The organism is Saccharopolyspora montiporae (genome assembly GCF_015209505.1).
GTDB lineage: Bacteria > Actinomycetota > Actinomycetes > Mycobacteriales > Pseudonocardiaceae > Saccharopolyspora > Saccharopolyspora montiporae.
Map to the genome: position 1 here is coordinate 62,297 of NZ_JADEYC010000001.1, position 18,051 is coordinate 80,347.

The 18,051-nt window shown below is 67.5% G+C and carries 15 protein-coding genes and 1 pseudogene; 11 read left to right on the forward strand and 5 right to left on the reverse strand.

Going from position 1 to position 18,051, the window contains the following annotated elements:
- Window positions 1-87: 87 nt before the first annotated feature.
- Window positions 88-1,683 (reverse strand): GMC family oxidoreductase, encoded by a 1,596-nt coding sequence (locus IQ251_RS00280; protein WP_193926334.1) that lies wholly within the window; start codon window positions 1,681-1,683, stop codon window positions 88-90.
- 149 nt (window positions 1,684-1,832) lie between these two features.
- On the opposite strand from IQ251_RS00280, the gene IQ251_RS00285 reads away from it, so the two are divergent.
- Window positions 1,833-3,077: a PucR family transcriptional regulator gene (locus tag IQ251_RS00285; RefSeq protein WP_193926335.1), complete on the forward strand. Its 1,245-nt coding sequence runs from the start codon at window positions 1,833-1,835 to the stop codon at window positions 3,075-3,077.
- A 270-nt stretch (window positions 3,078-3,347) separates the two neighbouring features.
- Window positions 3,348-4,628, forward strand: a complete 1,281-nt coding sequence (locus IQ251_RS00290) for a PAS domain S-box protein (RefSeq protein ID WP_193926336.1) — start codon at window positions 3,348-3,350, stop codon at window positions 4,626-4,628.
- A 62-nt stretch (window positions 4,629-4,690) separates the two neighbouring features.
- On the opposite strand, the gene IQ251_RS20140 is transcribed toward IQ251_RS00290, so the two are convergent.
- Window positions 4,691-5,218 carry an AMP-binding enzyme gene (locus IQ251_RS20140; protein WP_228045851.1) on the reverse strand — a complete coding sequence of 176 codons (528 nt, stop codon included), beginning with the start codon at window positions 5,216-5,218 and terminating at the stop codon, window positions 4,691-4,693.
- A gap of 258 nt (window positions 5,219-5,476) precedes the next feature.
- Between IQ251_RS20140 and IQ251_RS00300 the strand changes: the two genes are divergently transcribed.
- Window positions 5,477-6,220 (forward strand): lysophospholipid acyltransferase family protein, encoded by a 744-nt coding sequence (locus IQ251_RS00300; protein ID WP_193926337.1) that lies wholly within the window; start codon window positions 5,477-5,479, stop codon window positions 6,218-6,220.
- A gap of 132 nt (window positions 6,221-6,352) precedes the next feature.
- On the opposite strand, the gene IQ251_RS00305 is transcribed toward IQ251_RS00300, so the two are convergent.
- Window positions 6,353-7,081 carry a DUF2306 domain-containing protein gene (locus tag IQ251_RS00305; protein ID WP_193926338.1) on the reverse strand — a complete coding sequence of 243 codons (729 nt, stop codon included), beginning with the start codon at window positions 7,079-7,081 and terminating at the stop codon, window positions 6,353-6,355.
- A 161-nt stretch (window positions 7,082-7,242) separates the two neighbouring features.
- Between IQ251_RS00305 and IQ251_RS00310 the strand changes: the two genes are divergently transcribed.
- Together IQ251_RS00310 and IQ251_RS00315 are read left to right on the forward strand one after the other, a co-directional pair.
- Complete coding sequence (locus IQ251_RS00310; protein WP_193926339.1) at window positions 7,243-8,154, forward strand: TetR/AcrR family transcriptional regulator C-terminal domain-containing protein; 912 nt, start codon at window positions 7,243-7,245, stop codon at window positions 8,152-8,154.
- 512 nt (window positions 8,155-8,666) lie between these two features.
- Window positions 8,667-10,031, forward strand: a complete 1,365-nt coding sequence (locus tag IQ251_RS00315) for a zinc-binding dehydrogenase (protein WP_193926340.1) — start codon at window positions 8,667-8,669, stop codon at window positions 10,029-10,031.
- Here the strand turns inward: IQ251_RS00315 and IQ251_RS00320 are convergent.
- Window positions 9,955-10,590 (reverse strand): transporter permease, encoded by a 636-nt coding sequence (locus tag IQ251_RS00320; protein WP_193926341.1) that lies wholly within the window; start codon window positions 10,588-10,590, stop codon window positions 9,955-9,957. The genes IQ251_RS00315 and IQ251_RS00320 overlap by 77 nt on opposite strands.
- A gap of 265 nt (window positions 10,591-10,855) precedes the next feature.
- On the opposite strand from IQ251_RS00320, the gene IQ251_RS00325 reads away from it, so the two are divergent.
- The 5 genes from IQ251_RS00325 to IQ251_RS00345 all read left to right on the forward strand — a co-directional run bounded on the left by IQ251_RS00325 (window position 10,856) and on the right by IQ251_RS00345 (window position 16,359).
- Complete coding sequence (locus IQ251_RS00325; protein WP_193926342.1) at window positions 10,856-12,337, forward strand: aldehyde dehydrogenase; 1,482 nt, start codon at window positions 10,856-10,858, stop codon at window positions 12,335-12,337.
- A gap of 104 nt (window positions 12,338-12,441) precedes the next feature.
- Window positions 12,442-13,353 (forward strand): NAD(P)-dependent oxidoreductase, encoded by a 912-nt coding sequence (locus IQ251_RS00330; RefSeq protein WP_370591112.1) that lies wholly within the window; start codon window positions 12,442-12,444, stop codon window positions 13,351-13,353.
- On the forward strand, window positions 13,350-14,831 hold the full coding sequence (gene tcuA / locus IQ251_RS00335; RefSeq protein WP_193926343.1) for an FAD-dependent tricarballylate dehydrogenase TcuA: 1,482 nt from the start codon (window positions 13,350-13,352) through the stop codon (window positions 14,829-14,831). Before IQ251_RS00330 ends, tcuA begins: the two co-directional genes overlap by 4 nt.
- Entirely contained in the window at window positions 14,824-15,609 is a 786-nt protein-coding gene (locus IQ251_RS00340; RefSeq protein ID WP_193926344.1) for an N-acyl homoserine lactonase family protein, read from the forward strand. Before tcuA ends, IQ251_RS00340 begins: the two co-directional genes overlap by 8 nt.
- Window positions 15,610-15,738: 129 nt before the next feature.
- On the forward strand, window positions 15,739-16,359 hold the full coding sequence (locus IQ251_RS00345) for a GntR family transcriptional regulator (protein WP_370591113.1): 621 nt from the start codon (window positions 15,739-15,741) through the stop codon (window positions 16,357-16,359).
- A gap of 99 nt (window positions 16,360-16,458) precedes the next feature.
- On the opposite strand, the pseudogene IQ251_RS00350 reads toward IQ251_RS00345, so the two are convergent.
- Window positions 16,459-16,710: pseudogene (locus IQ251_RS00350) on the reverse strand (transposase); the annotation flags it as partial.
- A gap of 267 nt (window positions 16,711-16,977) precedes the next feature.
- On the opposite strand from IQ251_RS00350, the gene IQ251_RS00355 reads away from it, so the two are divergent.
- Complete coding sequence (locus IQ251_RS00355; RefSeq protein WP_193926345.1) at window positions 16,978-18,042, forward strand: LLM class flavin-dependent oxidoreductase; 1,065 nt, start codon at window positions 16,978-16,980, stop codon at window positions 18,040-18,042.
- The last annotated feature ends 9 nt before the right edge of the window (window positions 18,043-18,051 follow it).

An 18,051-nucleotide genomic window follows, 5' to 3' on the forward strand; every position in this document is an offset into this window, starting at 1 on the left:
GTGCGACAGCAGTTGAGCGACTCGCGATGATCGAACGGCCCTTTGGCGGGGTTTTCCCGACCGCGACCTCGATGACGTGTTCACTGCTCAGACACGCCCCGTCGTCCCCCTGATCAGATCCGCGACCTTCTCCCCTGCGAGAACACTGGGAGCGTGCGTGTTGCCATGGGGGATCGTCGGAAACACCGATGCGTCGGCGACGCGCAGTCCCGACACCCCGTGCACCCGCAATTCGTGATCGACGACCCCGTCGCGTTCCGTGCCAATGCGAGCTGTGCACGCGGGGTGGTAGGTGTGCTCGACATCGTGGCGGATCGCGCGTTCGAGTTCGGTGCGGGTCTGCAATGCAGATCCGGGGTGGAGCTCTTTTCCCACCACCTTCCCGAGTTCTCCGGTCGTGGCGACCACGCGCGCCCGCTCGATCCCGTCCACCATGGAGTCCATGTCCTCGGGCGCATCGAAGTAGTTGAACGTCGCTGCTACCCGTTCCTTCGGGTCGGAGCTGCGCAATCGCACCGTCCCGCGGCTTTTTGGCCCCACCAGCGAACACCCGATAGCGAAGGATGGCTCGTTGTAGTTGGTGAACCCGTGTTTCCAGAAGTAGCCAGGCGCGAAGAGGTACTGCATCGCTGGCGCTTCGTCGCCCTGCCGAGTATGGACGAAGGCACCACCTTCACCGACATTGGAGGTCAGAAGTCCCCGTCGCCGTAGAACGAAGTTCAGCAGTTGCGCCGGTGATTGGGCGCCGGCCAGGGTTCCTTTCGCCGTGGTCGCGAAGTTCACGCAGTACATCGGATGGTCCATCAAGTGAGCACCCACGTTGGGGTTGTCCACCACGACGTCGATATCATGGGCCGCCAGGTGATCAGCGGGACCGATACCCGAGAGCATCAGCAGCTGCGGCGTGTTGAAAGCCCCTGCGGACACCACCACCTCGCGGCGACACCGGTACTCCTGCCGTTGACCGTTCACCTCGACGTCGATACCGCTCACGCACTGCCGGCTCATTCGGAGGCGCAAGGCGTGCGCGTGCTTGAGCACGGTGAGGTTGCGGCGTTTGCTTGCCGGAATCAGGTAACCGTCCGCCGTTGTCCACCGGTGCCCGCGGTGATGTGTCACCTGGTAGAGACCGGCGCCTTCCTGCTCTGCACCGTTGAAGTCGTCGTTGCGCGCGGCTCCGGTAGCCACCATCGCATCGACGAACATTCGGCTGAGCGGGTTCGGGCTGCGCAGGTCTTCGACGTGCAGCGGCCCGTCGCCGCCGTGGTACTTGCCCGCGCCACGCGAGTTGACTTCAGATCGCTTGAATAGCGGCAGGAGTTCATCGTATGACCAGCCGGTCGCCCCCGCTTTCGCCCATCCATCGTAATCGGCGCGGTTTCCGCGCACGTAGATCATGGCATTCATGGAACTTGAACCACCGAGCATCTTTCCGCGCGGATGGTAGATCCGCCTCCCGTCCAGGTTGGGTTCGGGCTCGGTGTGCAGGTCCCAATCAATCTTGGTTTTGAACTGCGAGGAAAACGCCGCAGGGATCCGGACGTTCATGTGGCGATGGGTTCCACCCGCCTCGATCAACAACACCGACGCGCTGGGGTCTTCTGAGAGGCGACTCGCCGCAACCGCACCCGCAGAACCCGCGCCCACCACGATGTAATCGAACGTCGCCGTATCCGTCGCCATCTCGGCTCGCCTGCCTCTTCAACTCGCTGTGTGACAGACCAACGGTTGCACCCCGGACCTTGACCGGGCTTGGCTTGACACCCAGACTTCGCATGCCTGTTTGTGCACAGGAACAAATGCAGGCCGAACACGAGGCAACGGGAGGGCGCATGTCCGGCTCGCAAGCCACCACGCTGACTCCGTGGCTGCACGAGTTCGTCGCGGCCTCCCTGTGCGACGACGTCGTCGAGAAGTTCGTCCGGCATGTCAACGACGGCATCCTCGCGCAGACCCCGGAGATCGCCGATGACCCCCTCCTACTCCAAGATCTCGACACCGGCACGCGCGCGCAATGGCGGGCATTCCTCGGGGTCGTCACCGATGCCGATTACCATCACGATCTGCCCGCCCAGGCGGGCTCTCTGGCACGCTCGCTCGCCCGACGCGGTATGGATCTCGGTATCCTGCTCAAGATCTACCGGGCAGCGAACCAACTCGTGTTCCAGTACTTCAGTGAAGTGGTCCGGCAGTACACCGGGGACAGCCCGTCCCGCGATGAGGTCCTGATCTTCATCTGGAGCCGCGCAGGCCAGTGGATCGACGATTCGATTGAACTGCTGATCGAGACCTTCTACGAAGAACGGCGGCGAGTTCACCAGGGGACACGAGCACGGCGCACGGCCATGATCGAGGCATTGCTCCACGGCAGCTCCCTGGACGTGGACGAAGCCACCCGAGAGCTCGGCCATGCCCTGCGGGACTGGCAGACCGCGCTCGTGATCTGGGCCGACGATTCCGGGCACACCACCGATAGCGACTTGCTCGATGTCTGCGCACTCGCCGCGGACGCGCTCGCAGCGGCTCCGGCACTAGCCCATGTGGTCGGAACCCACGACGCACGATGCTGGATAGCCACCCCGGACACGCCCGACCTCGACGCCCTCACCCAGCTGGAAGCCCCTCTGCGGCAGCGCGGTATGCGCATGGCCGTGGGAGGTCCTTCCCGCGGCGTGATCGGGTTCCGCGACAGCCATGCGGAAGCGGTCGCGGCTCATCGAATCTCGACGTCCGCGGTCAGATGCCACACGCTCGTATCGTATCGCGATGTGGAACTACCCTTCCTCGTGGCCAACAACAGGGAGTTCGCCGAGCGGATGGTGTTGCGAGAGGTCGGCCCGTTGTGCGCACCCGACAAGAACCTCACGCCAATCAGGGAGACCGTCCGCACCTTCCTGGCGAATCGCGACACCAATCTGGTAGCCCGGAAGCTGTTCGTCCACAAGAACACCGTGCGCTATCGCCTGAACCGCGCCGAAGAGTTGATCGGGCATCCACTAACCGAACGGTCCGGCCTCGTCGAACTCGCTCTGCGCTACATCGAGGTATTCGGAGCGCCCGATCCACGAGAAAGATGAGCGGTCACCGTCGAGAACAGCCGCCGGCTGCTCGTCGCGTCTTCCCCAGCTGCACGACAACCAGCGGCATGCTGTCGTTCGTGGTGTGGCCGGGGTGATTGAGGTAATGGTGGCCTGTGCTACCGGGTTGCGCGATCGAGAGCGTGCGGCGTCTTCCGAAGTACGTTCGCGAGACCGCAAGCATGCCCAATCGTAGTCGCATGTCCCGGAAAGCACTCATCTCGTTCAGATGACCAATCGCCCCTTCCGACGGCGAAGTAGCATCTATGCATGGAGATGCCCAGGCTGTCCGCGGCGGACTTGCCCTGGCTTGCGATCCTGGACCAGGCGGCAGGGCCGCTGGCGGTGCTCGATCTGCACGGCCGGTACGTCCACGTCAATCCGGCCGGATGTCGTTTGCTCGGCCGGAACCGCGAGGAGCTCATCGGGCGCGTCCCGGCTGACTTCACCCACCCGGACGACCCTGCTGTGGCCCAGAGCATGATCGACCGGGCGATCGAAGGTCCCGAGAACAGCTTCGAGATCGAAAAGCGCTACGTGTGCTCGGATGGCAGTGTGATCCTGGCATTGGTGATCAACTCGCTGATCCGGAATGACAACGGAGATCCCGCATTCTTCGTTTCGCAGGTTCACGACATCACTGCCCGCCGCGAGATCGAGAAGCGCTGGCAGCAGACGATGAACTACGCACCTATCGGCATGGCATTGCTCGATCTCGACGGGAACTTCACCGAGGTCAACAGCAAGTTGTCCCAGCTCACCGGATACGATCGGGACGAACTCCTGAGTATGACCTTCGCTGACATCACCTACACCGCCGACATGCCGGCAACCATGTCGGCCTTCAACGACGTACTCGAAGGCCGAGAAGAAGCAGTAGGATTGGAGAAGCGATACAGGCACAAGAACGGACACCCCGTGTGGGTATTCACTCGCACCAGCGTCGTGCCGGACGGGAATGATCGACCCTCCTATCTCGTGAGTCAATTCGAAACGATCGGCGAGGAGTCCCTCGGGGACCGGCGCCTCGCGCACCTCGCCCTGCACGACCCGCTGACGGGCCTCGCCAACCGGGTACTCCTGACGGAGCGACTCGAACACGATATTCGGGATCTCCCCCGCAAAGACCACGTGCTCGCAGTCCTGCTGATCGATGTGGACAACCTGAAACCGACCAATGACCGCTACGGGCACGCTATCGGCGACGAGCTTTTGACCCGCGCGGCCGACGACATGCTGGATGCCGTATGCGCCGGAGATACAGTCGCCCGCCTCGGCGGTGACGAATTCGTCGTCTTCGGCTGGGTAACCGACTTCGCCGACGCCGAGTCGTTTCGTCGGAAAATATCGTCCACCCTGAACACCGAGGTCGCCCTCGCCGGCCACCGCCTCAGTCGGCGGGCCAGCGTCGGGCTCGCCATCGCACAAGATTCGTCCACATCCGCCGACGCATTGCTTGACTCGGCCGATCGAGACATGTATCGGCGCAAGCAAGACCGCGCTCAACACGACTCGGCGTCGAGATCGAGGCAGGATGACGAACCTCGGTAACCGGGAGGAGAGAGTCACGGTCGAGCCCCCGATTGGCCAGGAAAGAAGATCTTGACGTGGTTTCAATCCGTACACGTCAAGCGAACGCTCCGGCTACCGCAGGGGAATCCGGGCGCGGAGCAGTTTCGGACAGGTTTGGCGCCGGCTGGGACACGTGGTCGCGGCGGCGTTCTTCGCGATCCTGAAAAGCACGTGCTACCACCGAAAACGGTTCCGATCCGTGTTGGCACGCTCGCTTCGCGGCGCTGAGCACTTCGAGGTCTTCTGCACTCGACAACGCCGCACAACAGCCTGCGGCTACCGCACCCGGCTACTCCGATCACCACATGCCCAGGGTGGCTTGGACTGCAGAAGTCCTGTGTGCTGCCGACATCATCGGCACATTCCAGTCCGGATGCCGTGTCGGGGCCGCTCACCAGCTCGATCCCCGCCACGCGCGCCGGGGTCATTCCCCACTGCTCGTCGGGGACACCGGCCACAGCGCACTCCAACACCGCCGGATGCTGGTTGATCGCCTCCTCCACATGCCTATCATCGCGCAGCTGTCCGCGTAAGCCCGTTCGCGCTCGCGCCCGGTCACGGCGTTGCATCACCGCGCAGCGCGCACCGCCGGTGGTGCGGGCCCCGCCGGAGTGTCGACCGTGATCGCTTCCTCCGCACCCCAGCCGCACTCCACCGGACCGGAAGGTGAGCCGGCCGTGCTGGTCGCTCGCCGATGCTGCCGATCACCGCACGGACGGCCGCAGTGGATCCGGGTGGGCTCGGCTCCCGCTCGGTACGTGGCGGATAGGTGTGGTCGACGTCGCAGGTGGCCGCGCGGGGAACCTACGGTTGCGTAGCCTGGCGCCGTGGCAGAGATCGTGTACCCGCCCGTCGTCCTGGCGGCCAAGACCATGTTCCGGGTGCTGGACAACCGGCTGCGCGTGACCGGCACCGAACACATCCCGCGCTCCGGCGGCGCGGTGATCGCATGCAACCACGTCAGCTACCTGGACTTCATCTTCTGCGGGCTCGGCGCGCAGCCGGCCGACCGGCTGGTGCGGTTCATGGCCAAGAAGGCGATCTTCGACAACCGGATCGCCGGCCCCCTGATGCGTGGCATGCACCACATCGAGGTGGACCGGGCCGCGGGCAAGGACTCCTACGACGAGGCGGTCCAGCGGCTGCGCGGGGGCGAGATCGTCGGGGTGTTCCCGGAGGCGACCATCAGCCGGTCGTTCACCGTCAAGCCGACGAAATCCGGTGCGGTCCGGATGGCCGCAGAGGCCGGTGTGCCCGTAGTGCCGATGGCGTTGTGGGGGACCCAGCGGCTGTGGACGAAGGGCCGACCGCGCACGCTCACCAAGCGGCACGTGCCGATCGACATCCACGCCGGCGAGCCGTTCCATCCCGGCGCGGACGACGATCCGGAAGTGCTCAACAAGGATCTCCGCACGCGCATGTCGGAGATCCTGGACGGGCTGCAAGCCGACTACCCCGACGAGCCCGCCGGCGAGGACGACCGCTGGTGGCTGCCGGCCCACCTCGGCGGCACCGCGCCGACCCCCGAGGAGGCGGCCGCCCTCGACGCCCAGCGCCCGGAGCGCGGATGAGGCTCCCCGGGAGGTGACGCTCGACAGCAGCGACATCTCCGGGAGTCACCGCCTCCAGGTGCGTGCGCACCGTTGAGCGACCACTTTCCTGCGCGAGGCCGACGTTGACCGGCGAGGTCCGGGGCGCCCGGTTCAGCCCGCGTTCCCGGTGCGGCTGCCCACTTCCACGGGCCGCTCCGGCCGGACGGGCCGGCCGCGCTGCTCACGCTCCAGCCACCATTCGGCCAGCAGCAGCGGCAGGACCCACCCGGTCCAGGTGGTCAACCCGGCGACGGTGTAGCCGAACAGCACCTCGTTGCCGCCGAAGGTGGTCGCCAGCTGCGGCGCCAACGCGATTCCCCAGACCACGCCCCATATTCGGTTCGTGATGATGGACATGGTCAGCGCGAAGCTGCGGATCATCCACCGCCGGTGCTCGCGGTAGCGACGCGCCCTGGCGGCGCGGAAGCCGTTGCCGGTGCAGGTCAGCCACAGCACGGCGAGCAGCACGTTGCTCACCGCCGCGACCGGTCCGAACGGGCTGACCACCGCGATGGCCAGCCCGCTCAGTCCCGCCGGGAGCACCCCGGCGAGGACGTAGCACCGCCCGATGTGCCGGTGCGCCGCCGGGTACCGCTGCCGGAACCACGGCCAGACCTGCAACACGCAGCACAGCATGGCGATCGAGGCGAAACCGACGTGCGCCACCAGGACCGGGTAGTACCACCCGTTGCCGGGTGGCGGCGGCACCCGGGACTGCACCGGGTCGAGGCCGAGGTACGGCGGTAGTGAAAAGACCAGGAACGCCACGGCGACGAAGCCGAGCGGTACCACCCAGGGGCGCCGCCACAGTGCCGGTCCCGGTCGTGTCGGCTGCGGCATGCTGCCCCCCGTGGTGCTGCGAATACGGTGTACGCGATCGAGGTACAGCGTATGGAGCGGCTTCTCATGCAGACAACACCGCAGGTCGAATATGGGGGTATACCCTGATAGCGCACTAGTTCGGCGCAGCTGGCGCACTAGTGCGGTCATGGGAGGTGGCGATGTCCGGAGAACAACCGGTGTACCAGCGCATCGCTGGTGAGCTGCGGCGACGGATCGTCGCCGGGGAGCTTCGGGCCGGGGAGCGGGTGCCCTCCACCCGTGCCGTGATGCGCGAATGGGGCGTGGCGATGGCCACCGCGACCAAGGCGCTGACCGTCCTGCGCGAAGAAGGGTTGGTACGCGCGGTCTCCGGCAGCGGCACCGTCGTCAGCGGGCGCTCCTCGCCGCGCCGCGCGGGATCTGGGGCGGAATCCGGGCTCAGTCGCGAGCTGGTGGTGCGCGCTGCGATCGTGCTCGCCGATGCGGAGGGCCGCGCGGCGTTGTCCATGCGCCGGCTGGCCGCCGAGCTCGGAGTCGGGCCCATGTCGTTGTACCGGCAGGTGCCGGACAAGGACGAGCTGCTCCGCCTGATGGCCGACACCGCGTTCGGTGCGGAGGAGCTGCCCGAGCCGGGACCGTCCGACTGGCGGGAACGGCTGCGGCTCAGCGCCCGGGTGCAGTGGCGCGCCTACCGGCGACACCCGTGGTTGGCTCCGGAGCTACTCAACTCGTTGACCGACCCACCGGTCGTGCCCAGCGGGATCCGGCATCTGGACTGGTGCCTGCGCGGGCTCGGCGGGCTGGGGTTGGACGAGCCGACGATGCTGCGCACCGTCGTCACGCTGAACGGATACATCGGTGGCATGGCGTTGAGCCGGTCGCTGGAAGTGGAGACCGAGCAGCAGACGGGTGTGCCGGTGCACCACCGGGCCTGGTCGAACGATGCATTGGCCGCCGAAACCGTCCATTCGGGACGGTTTCCCAGTTTCGCGGGACTGACCGGTCGGATCGAGGGCATGGGCGACCTGGACGAGCTGTTCGAATTCGGCTTGGCGCGCCACCTGGACGGCATCGCCGCACTGGTCGGCTGAACGCTCGCTGCTGAACTGAGGTCGCCCGTGGGCCTCCGGCCGTCGGCGTTCGAACGATGTCTCCTCAGGCGTCCGCGAACCGGTCGGCGATGGCCTGGGCCCGGTCGAGCAGATCCACCTTGATTTTGCCGGTGGCCGTGGCGGGAGATCGGTGACGATCTCCAGCAGCGAACCTTGCACGGGGCCATGTGCTGCGCCGCCCACTCCCCCAGCGCCGTGTGCAGCGCTCGCACCGAGCTCTATGCGCTCCGGTTCGGCGCTGGGAAACCGGCGCGCGCGAAAGCGGCCGTGGCCCGCGCCGGACAGATACCCGGGCTCGTGGGCACCGCCCGCGGTGGGCGTCGACCCGAGCCGGCACAGCAAGCGCTTCGAGCGCGGAGCGAAAGCCCCTCGGGCGACCAGGCCTGACGCGAGGCTCGTCCGAGACCATCTCCTGCCACGCCTTGACTTCAAGCAAGGTCGAAGTATCACCGTGGGTCCGTCGTGGCGACGACCCCACGGAGGTGCGACGAATGCGGGCGGTCCAGGCGCAAGAGTTCGGTGGGCCGGAGGTCCTGAAGCCGGTCGAGCTGACTTCGCCGGAACCAGAGGTCGGGGCCGCTGTGGTCGCGGTCCACGCTGTCGACGTGCTCGGCCTCGACATCACCATCCGCCGCGGGGACGGCCCCGAGCTCTTCGGCACGGTAGCCCCGTACGTGCCCGGGGACGGGGTCGCCGGAACGGTGGTGGCCGTCGGGGACGGTGTCGACCGGCAGTGGGTCGGGCGCCGCGTCGTCACGACCACGGGTACGCACGGCGCTTCTGCCGAACGAGTCGGCGTCCCCGCCGAGGACCTCGTCCCGGTGCCCGGCGGACTCGGGCTCACCGCGGCCGCCGCGCTGGTCCATGACGGGCGCACGGCGCTCGCCCTCATCGAGGCAGCCGCGGTCCGGCCCGGAGAGCGGGTGCTGGTCGTGCCCTCCGGTAGTGGCCTGGGACTGATGCTGGTGCAGCTGGCTCGCCTCGCCGGTGGCACCGTCGTCGCAGCAGCACGGGGCACTGAGCAGCGGGCGGCGGCGACCGCGGCCGGGGCCGCCGGGATCCTCGACACGGCGAGCAGCGACTGGACGGTCCCGCTCGGTGCACCCGTGGACGTGGTTCTCGACGGGGTCGGCGGGGCCACCGGTCACGCCGCGTTCGAGGTCGTCGCCAGCGGTGGTCGCTACCTCGGCTACAGCGGCCAGCCCGGCCCGGATCCCGACGAGGCCCGCCGGCGTGGCGTGGCCCTGTTCGGCACCGAGGTCGTCCACCTCGGGAGTAGCGGAGCGACGCGCAGGCTCACCGAACGAGTTCTCAGTGAAGCCGCCGCTGGCCGGGTGCGGCCGGTCATCGGCCCGGTCTTCCCTCTCGAGAGTGCGGCCGAGGCCCATGCCGCTTTCGAGCGCGGCGGTCTGGTGGGGCGACCGCTGATCAGGGTGGACCATGCCGATACCGCGGCCGGCCACGACGAGCTGATCGGACTGGTGGAACGGTTCCGGCAGGGGTTCGCCGCCGCGGACGCCGAGCTGCTCACCGGGTTGTGGGCAGACGATGCGGACGACCTCGTCTACGTCGCCGGGGAGCGAACCCGCCCGCTGCGGACCCGCAGCGAGATCGCGCGGTATTACCGGGAGGCGCTCGGCCCCGTCCGGAGCGTGGACACCGCTGAAGTCACCGATCTATCGGTCGAGGCCGCAGGAGATCGCGGGCGCGCCTTCTTCCGGTTCCGCTTCGCGGGACGAGAAGAAGCGAGCGACGAGCGTTTCGACGTGGGCATCTGGATCACGGCCCTTGCGCGGCGACGCGACGACCGGTGGGTCCTGGTCCACTACCACGAGTCCTCGCCCGGCCCCGTGTAAGGAGCCGGGCGCGGTGGCCTGTCGCTGAGCACGTGGATGCGTGCCGCTCCGGTGACGACGTGCTCGACGGCCACGATGATCGCGAACTTCTCCCGCCCGCTGAGCCCGAGTCCGTGCAGGCCTTGCAGGGTGAGTTCCAGCCCAGCCCCATCAGCAGCGGGCTGACGCGGTATTGCGCGGCGAAGGTCATCGCCAGCGGGGCCAGCAGAGCCAGCGCAGCGGAGGGGAATACACCGAAGGCGACCAGGAGCGCGGCGATGGCTCCGAAGACCACGGGAATCAACGCCACTTTGCCTGCGACCAGCCGTACTCCGGTGCGCACGATCAGTTCGACCGTGCCGTTCTCCCGGGCGATCGCGAACAGGTAGGTGACGCCGGCGATGAGCACGAAGATGTCAGCGGGGAAGGACTCCAGCACCTGGTCCGCGGACAAGCCACCGACGGTGGCGACCACGAGCGCCGCGACGAAGCCGAGCACGCCGATGTTGACGTTGAAGGCGATCGCCAGGCCGAACATCAAGACCAAGCAACCGACGCTGGTCGCGATCGCAGCGGACATCGTTGTTCCTCTCTGCGGGCAGGCGCGGAAGGCCGACGAATGCAGCGGTGCGCGGATGTATGCAGCAGCATACGTTCGCCGCGTCCGGCGTCAATAGACTTTCCAGCTGGTTCTGGCGATACTGCTGTGCTCAGCTGAAATATCTTGACAGGCAACGCCAATGGATGCGTACTCTTCTGTATACAACCGTGTGCTGCCCTGGACACCGAGAGGCTCAAGACCAGGCGGCGACGTCGCCGACCATCACGCCTATGGAGTGCGTCGCATGACCAACCCCAGCTACCGGATGCTCATCGGTGGGCAGCGAGTCGGAGCGTCCACCGGGCAGGAGCTGCCCGCGATCAACCCCTTCACCGCGTCCGAGTTCGCCACCATCCCGGATGCGGCCGCGCCGGACGTCGACGCCGCCGTCGCGGCGGCCCGCGCCGCCTTCGAAGGAACCTGGTCGAACACCCCCGGCATCCGCCGCGCCGAGCTGATGAACCGGCTCGCCGATCTGCTGGACGAGCACGCCCAGGAACTGGGCCGCTTGGAATCCACCGACAACGGCAAACTCGTTCGCGAGACAACGGGCCAGGCGCGTTTCGCCGCCCGCAACTACCGGTTCTTCGCCGGCTACGCCGACAAGCTCTGCGGGCGCACCATTCCGCTGGACAATCCGGATGTCCTGGACTACACGGTTGCCGAGCCGGTCGGTGTCGCCGCGCTGATCACCGCCTGGAACTCACCGATGCAACTGCTGGCCAACAAGCTCGCTCCCGCGTTGGCCGCCGGGTGCTGCGTGGTGATCAAACCCTCCGAACACGCCTCGGCGACCACGTTGCGGATGGCCGACCTGATCGAGCGGGCCGGGTTCCCACCCGGCGTTATCAACATCGTCACCGGCGGGCCGCAAGCCGGAATCGCGCTCACCGAGCACCGCGGGCTGGACCGGATCAGCTTCACCGGCAGCGTGCCCACCGGCACCGCGATCGCCGCCGCCGCGGCGAAGAACCTGATCCCGGTCACGCTGGAACTGGGCGGCAAATCGCCGAACATCGTCTTCGCTGACGCCGATCTGCCACGCGCGGTCACCGGCGCGGTTGCCGGGATCTTCGCTGCGGGTGGGCAGACCTGCATCGCGGGCAGTCGGCTGCTCGTGCACGAGTCGGTCTACGAGGAGGTGGTCGCCGCGGTCGCGGCACGCGCCGCCGAGATCCGCCTCGGCGACCCGATGGACCCGCAGACCCACATGGGCCCGGTCGCGAACCAACCGCAGCGCGACCGAATCCAGGGCGCCATCGACGCCGGGGTGCGATCCGGCGCTCGCGCCGTCGTCGGTGCCGAACGCATCGACGACCCGGCTCTCAGCGCGGGATTCTTCGTGCGACCGGCGGTGTTCACCGACGTCGACAACACCTCGCCGCTGGCCCGCGAGGAGATCTTCGGTCCGGTACTCAGCGCGATCCCGTTCACCGACGACGAGCACGCCGTCGCGATCGCCAACGACAGCGAGTTCGGCCTGGCTTCCGGGATCTGGACCAACGATCTGACCCGTGCCCACCGGGTCGCCAAGCGGCTGCGAGCCGGGACGGTCTGGGTCAACACCTACCGGGCCAGCGCCGCGCAGGCCCCGTTCGGCGGCACGCGCAAATCCGGCTACGGCAGGGAACGCGGTGCCGAAGCGCTGCACGAGTACCTCACCACGAAGAACGTGATGGTCGACCTCACCGGACATACCCCGGACCCCTTCTCGATCCACCTCTGACATGCGTCCCATCGCCCCTCGTTCAACGCGACGCAGAGCGCACCTGCCGACCCACCCGAAGCGCTTCGAACCCGCCTCGGGCGCAACCGGAAAGGAGAACGCCGGTGAGTGACACCGTCTCGTTGTGCGGCCTGGGCAACATGGGCGGCGCTGTCGCCGGACGCCTCGCCGCCCACGGCCCCCTGCTGGTGTTCGACCTGGACGCCGAGCGCGTCACGCAGGTCGCCCAGGCCCCCCGCATCACGGCCGCTGCCGCGGTGCCCGATCTGGCGGCGTCCGACATCGTGGTGCTGTCCCTGCCCACGCCGAAGGCGTCCCTGCAGGTGATCGCCGATCTCGCGCCGCAGATGCGTGCAGGGGGCGTGATCGTGGAGACCAGCACGGTCAACCCCGCTGACGTGGTCGAGGAACAGAAGATCTGCGCGGCCCACGGCATCGGCATCGTGGACGCCGCGATCCTCTCCGGCGTGTCCCAGATGGCCGGTGGTTCCGCGACGCTCCTGGTAGGTGGTGATCAGTCCGATGTGGATAGGGTGTCCGGGGTGCTGGACGCCATCAGCGCGACCATCACCAGGTTCGGCCCGGTGGGCAGCGGGATGGCCGCAAAAGTCATCAACAACGCGGTCGCGCACGCGGTCATGGTGGTGCTCGCCGAAGCCGGCGCCCTCGCCGCCGCCACCGGGGTCTCCGGTTCGGCGCTGGCGGCACTCCTGTCCGGCCCGGAGGCCGGCCTGACCCGCCCGCTCACGCACCGCTTCGTGGAACGCGTTCTGCGCGGCGACTACGACGGCGGCATGCCCACCGAAGCCGCCCGCAAGGACTCCACTCTCGCACTGGCCATGGCCCAGGACACGGGGGTGCCACTGTTCGGCATCCACGGCGCGCACACCGTCTACGAACTCGGCGTGGCCGACGGGCTCGGCAGACTCGACTACGCCTCGATCGCCACGCTCTGGGAGCGCTGGACCTCGCGGCCCATGACAGATACCTCCAACGACGAGGGAGACGACCAGTGACCGATCAGTTCGACGTGGTGGTGATCGGCGGCGGCAACGCCGGCTTCTCGGCCGCCCACTCGGCTGTCGAGCAGGGCGCCAGGGTACTGCTGCTGGAAAAGGCGCCCGAAAACGCCGCCGGGGGCAACTCGTTCTACACCGCAGGCGCGTTCCGATTCGCCTTCGACAGCCTCACCGAGGTCGACGACCTGCTCGAACCCGACGAGCGCTACGCCGACGCCGTGGTGCCCGCCTACCCGGAGAGCGCTTTCACCGCCGACATGCAGCGGATCACCGGCGGCACATGCGATCCGGAGCTGACCGAGGTGCTGGTCTCCCGTTCCGCCGACACCGTGCGCTGGTTGGCGGGCAAAGGCATCACGTGGCGGCTGATGTACGAGCGGCAGTCCTACCTCTCGAACGGCAAGTGGGTGTTCTCCGGCGGCCTGTTCTTCGGCACCGTCGACGGCGGCAAGGGACTCATCGCCCAACACACCAAGGCTGCCGTGGACGCAGGTGTGCAGATCCGCTACAGCGCGGAAGTCACCGCGCTGCACCTGTCCGACGGTGCCGAACGAGGCGTGACCTACCGCGACGCCTCCCGCGTCGAGCATCGGATCAACGCCCGTGCGGTGGTGCTCTGCGCCGGCGGATTCGAATCCGACCCGGAGCGTCGCGCCCAGCACCTCGGCGCGGGATGGGACCGGGCGCTGGTGCGCGGGACACTCACCAACACCGGCGACGTGCTGGACCTGGCGCTGGACGCCGGTGCCGCCCCGCACGGCGACTGGGGTTCCTGCCACAGCGTCGCGTGGGACGCCGACGCCAGCCCGACCGGTGGCAACCGGGAGCTGACCAACCAGCTGACCCGGCAGAGCTACCCCATCGGCATCGTGGTCAACACCCGCGGCGAGCGATTCGTCGACGAGGGTGCGGACTTCCGCAACTACACCTACGCCAAGTACGGCAGCGAGATCCTGCGCCAGCCGCAGGGCCGCGCGTTCCAGCTCTTCGACGCCAAGACCCGCCCGCTGCTGCGCAAGGAGGAATACGACTCGCGGCCGATCGCAGGCGCGCAGGCCGACACGCTGGCCGAACTCGCCACGAAACTCGGCATCGACGACGACGGTCTGCAACGAACCGTCGCCGAGTTCAACAGCTCCATCGTGGACGAGCCGTTCGACCCGGCGGTCAAGGACGGCCGCGCCGCGCGGGTCGAGCCGCCGAAGTCGAACTGGGCGCAGACCCTGGACACCGCCCCGTACTACGGGTACGCCGTGGGCTGCGGGATCACCTTCACCTTCGGCGGCGTCCACGTCGACGGATCCGCCCGCGTGCTCGGCACCGACGGTCAGCCGATCGACGGACTCTACGCCGCGGGTGAGATGGTCGGCGGCCTGTTCTCCGGCAATTACCCGGGCGGCAGCGGGCTGACATCGGGTGCGGTGTTCGGCCGGCTGGCCGGGGCGGACGCGGGAAGGTCGGCCCGTGATGGCTGACGTCTTCCACGTCTACGCGATCAGGTTCGCGCACCGCGACGCCTCGGTGCGCAGCGAGCACTTCTACGGCCACGATCCGTGCGCCACGGATCCCTGGCCGATCTCCTATTACGTGTGGCTCGCGGTGTCGGACTCCCGCGCGGTGCTCGTCGACGCCGGTTTCACCCCGAAAACGGCCGCGCGACGCGGAAACCGCAACTACCTCCAGTCCCCTACGGATACGATCCGGGCACTGGGCGTGGACCGCGACGACATCTCGCATCTCGTGCTCAGCCACCTGCACTACGACCATTCCGGACACCTGGCCGACTTCCCGCGGGCCGAGATCGTGCTGCAGGAATCCGAGCTGTCGTTCTGGACGTCCCGGCACGCCGGACGCGATCAGCTGGCGCACTTCGTGGAGCCGGCCGACGTCGCGCGCCTGGTGGAGCAGAACTTCGCCGGCCGCGTCCGCCTGGTCAACGGAACGCACAACGTCGTGCCGGGGGTGACCGCGCACCACGTCGGCGGACACACGCCAGGTCTGCAGGTGGTGCAGGTGCGCACCGCGGCGGGCGACGTCGTGCTGGCCGCGGACGCGTCGCACTTCTACGAGAACGTCGAGCAGGAGAAGCCCTACGGGGTCGTCACGTACCTACCTGCGATGTACGACGCGTTCGATGCCCTGCACAGGCTCTCGTCCCGCCCGGAGCTGATCGTGCCGGGCCACGACCCGCAGGTGCTGCACCGATTCCCGGCAGTACCCGGCCTGGACGGTCTGGCAGTCCGCATCGCCTGAACAAGCCATGCATACCGAGGTATACTCGCCGGAACAAAGGGGCCTGGCCCGTCACCGGACCGGACGGGGTCCGCGAGCACGACCACGGTGCCGAATCTGCGGCAAAAGGAGTGAACGGCGCTGTCCGAAGTGTATGACCGGCTGCGCGGCGACATCGTCGACGGCACCTTCGAGACCGGGGCCCAACTGGTCGAACTGGTGCTGGCCGAGAAGTACGGCACCAGCCGCACACCGGTACGGGAAGCACTGCGCCGCCTGGAACAAGACGGACTCGTGGAGCGCGGCGATCGCGGCACGCGGGTGCGCACCCGCAGCCCGGAGGAGATCTTGGAGATCTACGAGGTGCGGATCCCCCTGGAAGCCACCGCCGCCGCGACCGCCGCGCAACGGCACAGCGACTTCGACATGATCCGCATCCGCCGAGCCCAAGCAGCGATGGACAACACGCCGACGGACGACCCGCCCGCGATGGCGGCGAACAACCGCGCCGTGCACGAGACGATCTGGGCGGCCAGCCACAACGGCACGATCGTCGACCTGCTCACCCGGCTGAACAACCACCTCACCCGCTATCCGGCCACCACCCTCAAAGCCCCGGGCCGCTGGCACGAGGCGCTCGCAGAACACCACGAACTGATCGACTCGATCGACCAGCGCGACGCGACCCGAGCGCACGACCTCGCCCGGGACCACATGACCAAGGCCCGCGACCTCCGCCTCCAGATCTACCGGGACGAACCCGCCGAATAGCGATCCAACCCGCCGAGCACATCTCGCCGGGCCGCGGTACCGCACCAGCACCTGCGGCACACATGCAGGCCCTGCTCCCCGTTCGAAATCACCGCCGGAGTACTCGATCGGTGTGAGCATGTCGAGTCGGCTGTGCCGTCGTTGGGGGTTGTGCCAGATCTCGACGTACTCGAAGATCGCGTTGGCCAGTTCCAAGCGGGTGCGCCAGCGTTTCCTGTCGAGCAGCTCGACCTGCATGCGGGACCAGAACGACTCCATCGTCGCGTTATCGAAGCAGTCGCCGACGCTGCCCATCGAAGGCACGAGCCCGGAATCCCTGGCACGTCGGGTAAAAACCCAGGACGCGAACTGGGCCGCGACAGATCATCCATCGGGTGATCATCATGTCAGCACCCACGACCGGACTATCAAGACACCATCTTATCGACATCCATGTCCATGTTCGATCCGCCAATCGCACCATCGGCCCTGAATCACTCCGCGCAGCTGATACGGGCGCTCCTATGGACAGCAAGATGACTTCATGCTCCAATAACCGCATGATCTAGACGGCCATGTCTAGAAACATCGACCCGCGGTGAACCGAAGGCGGGCGACGGGGACATGAGGAGGAGTTCGGTGAGCCAGGAAAGCCTGCACTTCGGGATCTTTTGCCTGACCAACGTCCCGGAATGGAGCACGGAAAGGGAAGCCGTCCACAAGGGGATCGAACAGATCAACCTCGCGGACAAGCTCGGCTTCGAAGAGGCCTGGGTGGCCGAGCACAACGCCCGTCGCTACGGCATCATCTCCTCCTCCCAGTTGGTCCTGGCGGCGTGCGCCGGCACCACCTCGAGGATCCGGTTGGGCAGCGGTGTTACCCGGCTGCCGATGAACCACCCACTCAAGCTCGCCGAGGACTTCTCGCTCCTCGACGTGATCAGCAACGGTCGGCTGAACTTCGGCATCGGCAAGGCCTACGACCTGCTGGAGTTCCAGTCCTACGACATCGACCCCGACGAGCGGGACGAGCGGTACCAGGAAACCTTCGACATCATCATGCAGGGCTGGCGGACCGGCGAGATCAAGTACCACGGCAAGCACTTCTCGGTGCCCGGCCGCGGTGAGCAGGCCGAGGAGATCACGCTGATGCCGCGGCCGCTGCAGCAGCCGCACCCGCCGGTGTTCGTCATGGTTTCCCAGACCGAGGCCTCGCTGCGGGCGGCAGCGCGCCAGGGCTTCGCGTTCGTGCTCGGGCAGATGCCGACCTGGGAGGACATGGCCCGGCTGGTCGACATCTACCGGGAAGAGGCCCGCGACGCGGGCTACAGCTACGACGAGATCGACGCCAACGTCGCCCGCTCCTCCCAGCTCAAAGCGATCCACGTCTCCGACGATCGCGAAACCGCGGCGAAGGAGTACGAGAAGGGGCTGATGTGGTACCTGAGCGTCCTCAGCAACCGCGCCAAGGTCGGCCTCGGGCTCAATGAGCTCACCTTCCAGCAGTACCTGGACAAGGGCGCCATCCTGTTGGGCTCCTCCGACGACGTCGCCCAGCAGCTCGAGGACTACAAGAAGGTGACCGGCATCGGCGGGCTCGTGGGCTGGTTCGACGCGGGCAGCCAACCGCAGGAGCAGGTACTGCGCTCGATGACGAAGTTCGCCGAGGAAGTCCGTCCGCAGCTCACCGGCACGTCCGTCTGATCGCCGACC

Bases quoted from the DNA above. Each gene is read 5' to 3' on its own strand.
- IQ251_RS00280 (WP_193926334.1), bottom strand. From the start codon at position 1,683: ATGGCGACGGATACGGCGACGTTCGATTACATCGTGGTGGGCGCGGGT.
- IQ251_RS00285 (WP_193926335.1), top strand. From the start codon at position 1,833: ATGTCCGGCTCGCAAGCCACCACGCTGACTCCGTGGCTGCACGAGTTC.
- IQ251_RS00290 (WP_193926336.1), top strand. From the start codon at position 3,348: ATGGAGATGCCCAGGCTGTCCGCGGCGGACTTGCCCTGGCTTGCGATC.
- IQ251_RS20140 (WP_228045851.1), bottom strand. From the start codon at position 5,218: ATGCAACGCCGTGACCGGGCGCGAGCGCGAACGGGCTTACGCGGACAG.
- IQ251_RS00305 (WP_193926338.1), bottom strand. From the start codon at position 7,081: ATGCCGCAGCCGACACGACCGGGACCGGCACTGTGGCGGCGCCCCTGG.
- IQ251_RS00310 (WP_193926339.1), top strand. From the start codon at position 7,243: ATGTCCGGAGAACAACCGGTGTACCAGCGCATCGCTGGTGAGCTGCGG.
- IQ251_RS00315 (WP_193926340.1), top strand. From the start codon at position 8,667: ATGCGGGCGGTCCAGGCGCAAGAGTTCGGTGGGCCGGAGGTCCTGAAG.
- IQ251_RS00320 (WP_193926341.1), bottom strand. From the start codon at position 10,590: ATGTCCGCTGCGATCGCGACCAGCGTCGGTTGCTTGGTCTTGATGTTC.
- IQ251_RS00325 (WP_193926342.1), top strand. From the start codon at position 10,856: ATGACCAACCCCAGCTACCGGATGCTCATCGGTGGGCAGCGAGTCGGA.
- IQ251_RS00340 (WP_193926344.1), top strand. From the start codon at position 14,824: ATGGCTGACGTCTTCCACGTCTACGCGATCAGGTTCGCGCACCGCGAC.